Annotated in this window: 17 protein-coding genes; all 17 read left to right on the forward strand. The window is 69.7% G+C overall.

All coding sequences use genetic code 11. From position 1 onward, the window contains the following. Positions 1-50: 50 nt before the first annotated feature. A complete protein-coding gene (locus IE97_RS0132025; RefSeq protein ID WP_030248272.1) occupies positions 51-242 on the forward strand; it encodes a hypothetical protein in 192 nt (63 codons plus the stop codon). 287 nt (positions 243-529) lie between these two features. Further along, the gene (locus IE97_RS41750) at positions 530-943 is read left to right on the forward strand and encodes a hypothetical protein (protein ID WP_030248276.1); all 414 of its coding nucleotides are present in this window, start codon (positions 530-532) and stop codon (positions 941-943) included. Between the two features lie 310 nt (positions 944-1,253). Then, on the forward strand, positions 1,254-1,571 hold the full coding sequence (locus IE97_RS0132040) for a hypothetical protein (protein ID WP_030248279.1): 318 nt from the start codon (positions 1,254-1,256) through the stop codon (positions 1,569-1,571). Between the two features lie 258 nt (positions 1,572-1,829). Continuing rightward, the gene (locus tag IE97_RS0132050) at positions 1,830-2,207 is read left to right on the forward strand and encodes a hypothetical protein (RefSeq protein ID WP_030248284.1); all 378 of its coding nucleotides are present in this window, start codon (positions 1,830-1,832) and stop codon (positions 2,205-2,207) included. A gap of 73 nt (positions 2,208-2,280) precedes the next feature. Further along, positions 2,281-2,757: a hypothetical protein gene (locus IE97_RS0132055; RefSeq protein ID WP_030248286.1), complete on the forward strand. Its 477-nt coding sequence runs from the start codon at positions 2,281-2,283 to the stop codon at positions 2,755-2,757. Between the two features lie 122 nt (positions 2,758-2,879). After that, positions 2,880-3,605 carry a hypothetical protein gene (locus tag IE97_RS0132060; RefSeq protein WP_030248289.1) on the forward strand — a complete coding sequence of 242 codons (726 nt, stop codon included), beginning with the start codon at positions 2,880-2,882 and terminating at the stop codon, positions 3,603-3,605. Between the two features lie 110 nt (positions 3,606-3,715). Further along, the gene (locus IE97_RS0132065) at positions 3,716-4,429 is read left to right on the forward strand and encodes a glycosyltransferase family 2 protein (RefSeq protein ID WP_030248292.1); all 714 of its coding nucleotides are present in this window, start codon (positions 3,716-3,718) and stop codon (positions 4,427-4,429) included. Beyond that, complete coding sequence (locus tag IE97_RS0132070; RefSeq protein WP_030248295.1) at positions 4,426-5,334, forward strand: NAD-dependent epimerase/dehydratase family protein; 909 nt, start codon at positions 4,426-4,428, stop codon at positions 5,332-5,334. Before IE97_RS0132065 ends, IE97_RS0132070 begins: the two co-directional genes overlap by 4 nt. A gap of 78 nt (positions 5,335-5,412) precedes the next feature. Continuing rightward, a complete protein-coding gene (locus tag IE97_RS39500) occupies positions 5,413-5,847 on the forward strand; it encodes a hypothetical protein (protein ID WP_051705203.1) in 435 nt (144 codons plus the stop codon). A gap of 270 nt (positions 5,848-6,117) precedes the next feature. After that, complete coding sequence (locus tag IE97_RS0132085; RefSeq protein WP_030248303.1) at positions 6,118-6,462, forward strand: hypothetical protein; 345 nt, start codon at positions 6,118-6,120, stop codon at positions 6,460-6,462. Then, positions 6,459-6,761: a hypothetical protein gene (locus IE97_RS42310; RefSeq protein WP_158708373.1), complete on the forward strand. Its 303-nt coding sequence runs from the start codon at positions 6,459-6,461 to the stop codon at positions 6,759-6,761. Before IE97_RS0132085 ends, IE97_RS42310 begins: the two co-directional genes overlap by 4 nt. Beyond that, positions 6,758-7,069 (forward strand): hypothetical protein, encoded by a 312-nt coding sequence (locus IE97_RS0132090; protein ID WP_030248306.1) that lies wholly within the window; start codon positions 6,758-6,760, stop codon positions 7,067-7,069. Before IE97_RS42310 ends, IE97_RS0132090 begins: the two co-directional genes overlap by 4 nt. A gap of 19 nt (positions 7,070-7,088) precedes the next feature. Next, the gene (locus IE97_RS0132095; protein ID WP_158708374.1) at positions 7,089-7,514 is read left to right on the forward strand and encodes a hypothetical protein; all 426 of its coding nucleotides are present in this window, start codon (positions 7,089-7,091) and stop codon (positions 7,512-7,514) included. Between the two features lie 30 nt (positions 7,515-7,544). Continuing rightward, a complete protein-coding gene (locus IE97_RS0132100) occupies positions 7,545-7,775 on the forward strand; it encodes a hypothetical protein (RefSeq protein WP_030248312.1) in 231 nt (76 codons plus the stop codon). A gap of 137 nt (positions 7,776-7,912) precedes the next feature. After that, complete coding sequence (locus IE97_RS0132105) at positions 7,913-8,296, forward strand: hypothetical protein (protein WP_030248314.1); 384 nt, start codon at positions 7,913-7,915, stop codon at positions 8,294-8,296. Positions 8,297-8,375: 79 nt separating this feature from the next. Next, positions 8,376-8,624: a hypothetical protein gene (locus IE97_RS0132110; protein WP_030248317.1), complete on the forward strand. Its 249-nt coding sequence runs from the start codon at positions 8,376-8,378 to the stop codon at positions 8,622-8,624. A gap of 2 nt (positions 8,625-8,626) precedes the next feature. After that, positions 8,627-8,814: DUF6919 domain-containing protein (locus IE97_RS0132115; protein WP_030248320.1), on the forward strand; the 188-nt coding region annotated here is incomplete at its 3' end.

Below are 8,814 nucleotides of genomic sequence, written 5' to 3' on the forward strand. Positions count from 1 at the left end.
CAGGGCCTATGGTTTAGTTAATTCATCGAGACCGACCGCTGGAGGAACTGATGAACTGGACCACCGAGACGCTCCGCTCCGGGATCGCGCTGGAGGTCGCCTCCGACGACCACGGGACCATGGGCGTACCGGGCACGTGGTACCGAGTCCGCCGGGGCGCTCGTGTCTCGGTGGCCACTCGCAACCGGGGTGACGCGCTCCGTCTGTTCCAGCGTCGGGTGCGGGTGGCCTCCAAGGCCTGACCGCACCGCCCGACACCGACAGCCCCGGCGCCGACCACGGAACGAGGAACTGACCATGGGTGAACGCTTCTGGAATGGACTGGGCATCCTCGCCCTCATCGCGGCAGGTGTGTTCGCCGTGACGTGGATGTCCCTGCACTGACCGCACCACCCGACACCGACAGCCCCGGAGCCGCTACGGCCCGGGGCTTCGCCGTTTGCTGCCCGATTGGCCAGGCTGCCGCCGTGGTACAACTAATTCAGGGTCGCGGCAGCGGCTCCTGACCTAGGAATCAAGGAATCTGACCATGGAGATAGAGCGGAGGCATGCCCCGGTCCCCGGGGAGTTGCTGGAGTACCTGAAGGCCAACCCGACCGCCGCGCAGCAGGCGGCCGACGGCGGCGTCCACGTCCACGTGCACCACCACTACGCGGCCCCGGAGCCGGCTGTCCCCGCCGGGGCGATCGTGCATCAGGGCCCGGAGAAGACGGTGGCGGAGAAGGTGATCCCGTGGCTGTGGGTCGCGCTGCTGTCCTGCGTCGTCCTGACGCTGTGTGCGCTGGTGTTCGCCATGGTGGCCGTCGTCGCGGTGGCCGTCCTGGCGGCGGTGATCGTGCTCGGCCTGGTGGTCGCGCACGTCATCAACTCCCACGCCGGCGCGGCCGAGGCGAAGGCCAAGGCGGCGGAGGCGCTGAACAAGGGCAAGCACAAGAGGCGGTGAGGCTCATGGCACCGCCGACCCGGAGAACCCCGGACCCGATGAGGGCCGGGGTTCTTTGCGTTGAGGGGTTGTGCGGTCGCCAGACCCATGGTTTAATTAAATCAGTCGGGAGGGATCCCGGCGGACAACTCCACAGAGAGCAGGCCTCCCGTACGTGCTGGCTGTACGGGCGTAACCATGGGACTGACGACGCCGAAGAGGGCGCGGAGAGCACCCGCGACACTGGGCAGACCCCCTCAAGGATCACGTAGCACCCGCCATGGCAGCTCTGCTCTCTGTGGGACCTGACCCACCGAACCCGGAGGATCCGATGCAGCGCACGAGCGCGGACGAGGAAGACCGGCAGTCTGTCGCGCAGTTCGGCTGCACCGTGCAGGGCGCCTACGACCGGTTCAGTGATGTTCTTGACGAACGAGGTGTCCGGGCCAAACGGTACGGACCGAACCGTGGGGGCCCTGCGACGGACCGTCAGAAGGCTTACCTCCGGTCGCTGCTCGCGCAGCACGCTGGCTCGGAGACGGCAGAGGCGATTCGGAACTACTTCAACTGCTGCCGTTTGGTCCGCCGTCCGATCAGCTTCGGCGACGTGGCAGAAGCCATCGAGGCGCTGCGCAGCCTTTCCGACTGACCAGTCGACCACGGAACGAGGAAGCTATGAACTCGGGACAGCCCCGGCTCATACGACACCCGGAAGGCGGGTACGTCTCGCCTTCCGGCAGGTACCGCATCACCGCCAAGAGGGGCGAAACCGGGCTACTGCTGTTCTGGAAGGTCCGCGACACTTCGGACCCGTCCCGGAACCTGCCGCCCTGTCACTACCTGGCGCACGCCCGAAACCGGTACGGCACCGACTGACCCGCCCTACTGACCACGGAACGAGGAACCCATGACCGCAGCGAACCCCGCGCCCGTGCGCGTCGTCTCTTTCGGCTACGGCCACGGCGACGCCCCGGCCGCCCACCTGACCCTGGACCTGCGCCACCACTTCCCCGGTGCGGGTGCAGACCCGGAGATGCGCGGCCGGACTATCATCCGCCAGACCGGAGGCCGCCGGGGCATCCTCGGCACCCCGGGTCTCCGGACCTTGCTGGCCGCCACGGTGCGCGCGGTCCGGGCGTACGACTCCGGGCCGTACAACCGGGCCATCGTCGTCGCGGTCGGCGGAGGACGGATCCGCGCCGTCGTGGCCGCCGAAGCGCTCGCGCGGCGCCTGCGCCGCCGGGGCCACGACGTCCTGGTGGAGCACCACCCTGCCGCCCGCTGACCCATCAACTCCTCGGCCCCGGAGCACCCCCGCTCCGGGGCTTTGTCGACCAAGGAACGAGGAAACTGCGACCATGACCGACACAGCAGGTACCTTCGCCGCCGCCTTCGCGGCCCTGTTCGTCGCGCACTCCGTCGGTGACCACTGGGTTCAGACGTCGTGGCAGGCGGCCCGCAAGGGCGACCGTTCGCGCCCCGGGCACATAGCCTGCGGCCGTCACGTCTTCGGCCTGACCGTGACCAAGGCGCTCGCGCTGCTGCTCGCCGTGCTTGTGCTCGGTCTGGAGGTCAGCGCCCTCGGGGTGGTCCTCGGCCTCGGCCTGGACGCAGGCACGCACTACTGGGCCGACCGCCGGCACACGCTGACCAGCCTCGCCCGAGTCTGCGGGAAGACGGAGTTCCACACCCTCGGCACCCCGGCGCACCCGGGCCACCCGGTGGCCGCTGACGGCGAGTACGCCCCGACCCTGGGCACCGGGGCCTATGCGCTGGACCAGTCGTTCCACCACTTCTGGCTGTTCGTCGCTGCGCTCATCATCGCGGCCGTCTGAGCCAGTTGGAACGGAAGCCCCGGAGCCATGCGGCCCGGGGCTTCGCCGTGCCCGGGGTTGCTTGCCCAACGGGCATAGGATTTAATTAAGTCATCCCGGACCGACCAAGGAACGAGGAACACATGGACCGCCGCAACGTCACTGGCCACGACGGAACCGTCCACCAGGCCCTGCTCAACTCCCACACCGGCGACTTCATCGACCTCGCGTGCGACGCCGGCCGCTACGCCGTCGTCCACCACGGCGAGGCGTTCGACCAGGCACGCCTCACCGACGCCGCGCTGACCTGCCCCGGCTGCACGGCCGCCGCCACCGGCGCCGTGCCCCACCCAGCAGATGAGGCCCGCGAGTACGCCGCTGCCGTCCTCGCCGAGGCCGACCGGCGCGGATACCCGCCGGCGCTGGACGACGAGGGTATGCGTCTGGCGTTCGAGCGCCTTGCTCTGGACAGTGGCGCGGCCCACCCCGTTTACGCGCGCCTCGCACGGGGCGAATACGACCCCGAGAACTCTTACCGGAAGGTGCGGGAGTACGGCCTGGCCCGGGGTTACCTGGACGACATGCTCACCGAACGGGCGCTGGATGTAGCGGAGCCGATCCCTGGAGCGACGGCCGAGTACAGGAGGTTCACTGGCGGGACAGTCACGGCCCCGCTCTCCGTCGGCGACCGCGTGATGCGCACCGCCTACGCCTCGGGCCTGTGGTGGTTCGGGAACATCGCCGGGACCGACGGCCGGTACGTCCTCGTGTACCGGGACGGGTCCGAGATTCCGTCCCGGTACACGGCGTGCGAGATGCACCGGCTGTTCGCCAAGCTGGACCGTGCGCCGCAGCCGGCTGCCGTCTAACGGCCTGTTCACCCGGAGCCCCGGCGCCCTCACGGCCCGGGGTTTCGTCGTACCCCGTGAGCGAAGGGAGCCGTGCGGCGATTCGACGATTCCTCGGTACCTTCCGGCGCATGACGCAGACCACGGAACCCCTTGCGGTCATCGTCCCCACGCGCGGACGACCGCAGAACGCGACCCGGCTCCAGCAGGCCTTCCGCAACACCGACTCCCTGAACGCCACGCTGGTCTTCGTAGTCGACGCCGACGACCCCGAACTGCCCGCCTACCGCGAGGCCCTGAGCGGAGCCATGCTGATGGTCTTCGGAGGCGAGACGGGCACCGGCATGGTGGCCGCTCTGAACCGGGCCGCCGACCTGCTCGCCCCGCAGTACGGCGCACTGGGATTCATGGGCGACGATCACCTGCCACGCACGGCCGGGTGGGACGCGCACGTGCTCGGGGCGCTGCGCTCCCCTTGGCCGCAGATCGTCTACGGCAACGACTTGTTCCAGGGCGAGCGGCTGCCGACGGCCGCCTTCCTGCCGTCCCGAGTGGTGCAGGCGCTGGGGTACATGGCGCCGCCGGTGCTGCGGCACCTGTACGTCGACAACTTCTGGCTGGAGCTGGGCCAGCAGCTCGGAGGCCTCACCTACCTGCCGGACGTCGTCATCGAGCACGTCCACCCAGCGGCCGGGAAGACCGCGATGGACGCCGGCTACGCGGCGGTCAACGCCCCCGAGGCCGACGTGGCCGACCGGCTCGCGTGGCTGGAGTTCCGCGACGGCGGCGGGTTCGACGAGGCCGTGCGCAGGGTGCGTACCGAGTACGCGCGGGCGGCGGCGTGAGCACGCCCCGGGCGCTGGTGACCGGCGACCGTGGGTTCCTCGGCCGGCACTTCAAGGCTGAGCTGCGCCGGCGCGGGTACGAGGTGCACGGCCTGGACGTGAAGGCGTCCCCGGCGCAGGACTGCCGGCTGTTCTTCCGCGAGTGCCTGAGCAAGGGTTCGGTGCCGGGGCTGTGGGACCTCGTCGTGCACTGCGCGGCCGTGGTCGGCGGCCGGGCGACGATCGACGGCGATCCGCTCGCCACGGCGGAGTCGCTGAGCATCGACGCGGAGATGTTCCGGTGGGCGGCCGTCGCGCGGCCGGGCAGGGTGCTGTACTTCAGCTCCAGCGCGGCGTACCCGGTGGCGTACCAGACCGGGACATGGCGGGGCGAGACACTGCGCGAAGACGATCTCTGGCTTTCCCGCACGGTCGGCATGCCGGACCAGGTGTACGGCTGGACCAAGGTGACCGGCGAACTCCTCGCGGCCCGCCTCCGCGACAGCGGAGTGCCGGTCACCGTCGTGCGGCCGTTCTCCGGGTACGGCGAGGACCAGGACGATACGTACCCGTTCCGCGCGATCCTCGGCCGGGTGCTGCGCCGCGAGGACCCGCTGGAGGTCTGGGGCACCGGCGAGCAGGTGCGCGACTGGATCCACGTGGACGACCTCGTCGCCGGGGCGCTCGCCGTCGCCGAATCGGGCACCGAGGACCCGGTGAACCTGTGCACTGGCCGGGCGACGTCGTTCCTGGACCTGGCCCGGATGATGGCCGACGTCGCTGAGTACAGCCCGGAGATCAAGCCGCTGGCGGACAAGCCGGCCGGCGTGGCGTACCGCGTGGGCGACCCTGCCCGGATGCGCCGCTTCTACGAGCCGAAGGTGGACCTGATGGACGGGATCCTGCGGGCGCTGAACGTGATCTGACATCAGGGGTTGTGCCTCCCTCGGGACTATGATTTAATTAAGTCATCGAGAGGGACCGACCAAGGAAAGCAGGACATCATGGGCGAGCAGGCCAAGGTCTACGAGCGGACCGAGAACGGCACCGTCACCCACGTCTCCATCCGCGAGGGCCTGGCCGAGATCAACCACGCGATGCTGGACGGCAAGCGCGAGGTCCGGACGATGTCCTCCATCACCCGCACCGACTTCGCCATCGAGTACAAGGACGGCCGTAAGGTCCGCCTGGTCCGCGTGGACGCCACCGCCGAGCAGCCGGCCGAGACCGACGAGCGCCCCGACGCGTGGACCGTGGCCAGCCACAGGACCCTGCTGCACCGCTTCACGCAGGCGGACGAGGACGGCCGGGCCCTGTGCAACAAGAGCTTCCGCCCCTACCGCTACGGCAACGGCTACGACTTCAAGACGAAGGCCGAACAGCAGGCGGACAAGTACGCGCACCTGTACACCTTCTGCCCCCGCTGCGAGGCGAAGTAGGAACCCCGCCCGGGAGCCCCACCGGCTCCCGGGCCTGACCACGGAATCGAGGAACGGATGAGCGCCCGCTGCTTGGCCACCACGTCAAACGGCTACGGCTGCATCAATTCAGTGCAGCCCGGCCGGACGGTGTGCCCAGCCCATGACCCGGCCCGCCAGTGCGGCGCCCCCACGCGGAGCGGCGGGAAGTGCAAGCGGATGAAGATGCAGGGGCACCTCCGGTGCTCGAAGCACACCACGACGAACGGCTGACCAAGGAACGAGGACCGCATGACCGACATGAACCCCCGGCCGCTGCTGGCGCACGCGCACGAAGAGGCCGACGCGTACCTGATGCGCAAGGCGATGGAAGGCTCCATGACGCCCGGCGTCGCCAAGGACATGGCGACCACCGGCTTCACCGCCGTGACCCGCACGCTCTCCTACCTGCGCACGCGGGACGGCCTGAGCGAGCAGGCCATCGTGGACAGCTTCCAGCGACAGCTCGGCAAGGCCCGCGAGGCTGGCGACGAGCAGCGCGTCATCGCGGCGGAGTTCACCCTGGCCGTGTGGGACGGCATGCAGCGCGACCTCGCCGAGTACCTGCGCGACGCCGGGGCGGAGGCGCAACGGTGAACGCCAAGAGGTATCGCGTCCAGTGCCTCAATCCGCAGTGCGGGTGGGTCGGGTATCGCAGCAACGCCTACGAGTGCGAGTGCTACGACTACCCGTGCCGCCCCACGGCGCCCGGATCAGGGTGCCCCAACGGCGCTAACCTGCGTGCTCGCTGCCCGCGATGCAAGAGCGACTGGACTCCGGCCCGCCGGGACCTGTTCCGGTCGGAGTACTTCACCGTGCGCGAGACCTGGAGCCGCGAGTACGCGGCGCAGATCCTTCGTGGCCGGGCCAAGCTGCGGAAGGAGGCACGGCAATGAGCCGAAGCGCCGGCCCGCCCTGCGGCAACAACCCGGCCTTCCGCATGAGCCCAGGGGACCGGGCCGCCGTGGCGGAGTTCATGGATTACCTGGACGACCGACGGCTGGCCGACGCGGAGCCCGAGCCGATCCGGGACGAGGACCCGTTCGGCCCGTGGGAGTTCGTGGAGATCTGGAACCAGTGCGCGGGCCACGGCGACGAGTGCATGTTCAACCGCTGCACCGGCCGGGAGTCCACCTGCCGGTGTATGTGCCCGGTCTGCCTCGGCGAGACCCCGCAGGACTACGGCTTTGACGGCGACTACTGATCAAGGAATCGAGGAACCCGTGACCTCTCAGCAAGAGCCGATGGACGTCGAGCAGGCCGTGCAGAACCTCGACCGCGCCCTGCACGACCCGGCGCGGCGGAGCGACGCCGTGGGTGATCTGTTCTCCGCTCTCGGGGCCGCCGCTCAGCAGATGGCAGACCAGCGGCGTGCCGCCCGTGCGGTTCTGCGAGAGGCTCGCCGCAACAACCCCGTGACGCGCGCCAACCGCGCCGCCGGTGCCCGCAAGGGCTGGGAGACGCGCCGGTCCCGGGAGGAACGGGAACGCCTCCTCGATTCGATCGGGGACGACCCGCGCCGTTCCGGCCCCGTATGCGACGAGATGAACCACAACTCCGTTGGCTCCGAGGTGTTCTGCCAGCTCGAACCGGGTCACGACGAGGATCACGACGACGATTGCGGAACCACCTGGGAGCGCGAGGACTAGCCCGACCCGACCAAGGAATGAGGAACCCCGATGAAGTACTCCCTGACCCGCACGCTCCCCGACGGCACCGAGCGGACAAACCCGACGGCCCTGCACACGCTGCGCGAGGTGGAGGTGGCCGTCGCGTACTGCCTGATGGACAACTCCCGCGTGCCGCGCGGCGAGGCGCGGACGTTCGCCGCCGGTTTCGTCGGCCGGCCGCTCGGCGAGGCGGTCAAGCACGAGTCGTCCGGCTACGCGTTCCGCGTGGACCGTGCCTGACCGCGTGTAGAAAATTTTCGACATGGAGCCCCGGAGCCCTGCGGCCCGGGGCTTCGTTGCGTCCCGGGGTTGTCCGGTCGGCAGACCTATGATTTAATTAAGTCATCGGGAGAGACCGACCAGGGAACGAGGAAGTCATGGCCACGGCATACCGGGTGATCGGCACCACGGACGAGTCCACCGAGTGCGACCTGTGCGGCAAGGTGGAGCTGAAGGCCACGGTCATGCTCGTCCCGCTCGACGCCGACGGCAACGACGACGGCGACGTCTGCTACTTCGGGACGTCCTGCGCCGCCAAGGCGGCCGGCTGGACCGTTCGCGAAGTCCGCGCCGGCATCCGGCGCGCGGCGGCCGAGGAGCTGGCGGCCGAACGGTCCCGGCGTATCGCCGAGCGCGAGGCGGAGACGAAGGCGTACAACGCCTGGGTGGCCGAGACTTACGGCACCTGCGTGAAGGACGCGATTCAGAAGCACGGCGTAGCCGGTCTCTGGGCTCAGTTCCGCGCCGCGCAGTCGGCCTGACCACCCGGGCCCCTGAGCCAGTTGGTGATTCCGGGGCCCTGCACCACCCTGACCAAGGAACTGAGGAATCGAGGACGCCATGCGAGCCAAGACGCCCGAGGGCCAGCGACTGGAAGCTGCCGCACGGGAGAAGCTGAGCCGTCTGACGGACGAGAAGCTGTCCGTGACGTGGCTGCTCACCGGGACCATGCCGATGAGCGAGGAACTGGCCGTGACGCGGGGCTGGCTGATGGACGAGCTGGAGGCCCGCATGGGCGAGGAGAAGTTCGACGCGTGGCTGTGGACCGACGGTGACGCCGTGGACCCACTCCCGTTCCTGGCCGGCTGACCATGGACCGCATCTGGCGGGACGTCCGCAGCATCGACGAACTCGGCGCGGCGATGGCAGGGTGGCTGGAGGGACGCATCGCCTCACAGCCAGGCTGCTCGGTCGGCCCCGACGAGGAGACCGCGCACCTGGTGCCGGTGCTCGCCCGGCTTAACCGACGCGGCTGGGTCACCACCTGCTCGCAGCCCGG

Source organism: Streptomyces sp. NRRL S-455 (assembly GCF_000717875.1).
In the GTDB taxonomy this organism is placed as follows: Bacteria; Actinomycetota; Actinomycetes; order Streptomycetales; family Streptomycetaceae; genus Streptomyces.

What these genes read in the sequence shown, in the direction of transcription:
- IE97_RS0132090 (WP_030248306.1), top strand. Translation starts at nt 6,758, where the DNA reads ATGAGCCGAAGCGCCGGCCCGCCCTGCGGCAACAACCCGGCCTTCCGC.
- IE97_RS0132025 (WP_030248272.1), top strand. Translation starts at nt 51, where the DNA reads ATGAACTGGACCACCGAGACGCTCCGCTCCGGGATCGCGCTGGAGGTC.
- IE97_RS41750 (WP_030248276.1), top strand. Translation starts at nt 530, where the DNA reads ATGGAGATAGAGCGGAGGCATGCCCCGGTCCCCGGGGAGTTGCTGGAG.
- IE97_RS0132065 (WP_030248292.1), top strand. Translation starts at nt 3,716, where the DNA reads ATGACGCAGACCACGGAACCCCTTGCGGTCATCGTCCCCACGCGCGGA.
- IE97_RS0132050 (WP_030248284.1), top strand. Translation starts at nt 1,830, where the DNA reads ATGACCGCAGCGAACCCCGCGCCCGTGCGCGTCGTCTCTTTCGGCTAC.
- IE97_RS0132085 (WP_030248303.1), top strand. Translation starts at nt 6,118, where the DNA reads ATGACCGACATGAACCCCCGGCCGCTGCTGGCGCACGCGCACGAAGAG.
- IE97_RS0132100 (WP_030248312.1), top strand. Translation starts at nt 7,545, where the DNA reads ATGAAGTACTCCCTGACCCGCACGCTCCCCGACGGCACCGAGCGGACA.
- IE97_RS0132105 (WP_030248314.1), top strand. Translation starts at nt 7,913, where the DNA reads ATGGCCACGGCATACCGGGTGATCGGCACCACGGACGAGTCCACCGAG.
- IE97_RS0132060 (WP_030248289.1), top strand. Translation starts at nt 2,880, where the DNA reads ATGGACCGCCGCAACGTCACTGGCCACGACGGAACCGTCCACCAGGCC.
- IE97_RS0132055 (WP_030248286.1), top strand. Translation starts at nt 2,281, where the DNA reads ATGACCGACACAGCAGGTACCTTCGCCGCCGCCTTCGCGGCCCTGTTC.
- IE97_RS0132040 (WP_030248279.1), top strand. Translation starts at nt 1,254, where the DNA reads ATGCAGCGCACGAGCGCGGACGAGGAAGACCGGCAGTCTGTCGCGCAG.
- IE97_RS39500 (WP_051705203.1), top strand. Translation starts at nt 5,413, where the DNA reads ATGGGCGAGCAGGCCAAGGTCTACGAGCGGACCGAGAACGGCACCGTC.
- IE97_RS0132110 (WP_030248317.1), top strand. Translation starts at nt 8,376, where the DNA reads ATGCGAGCCAAGACGCCCGAGGGCCAGCGACTGGAAGCTGCCGCACGG.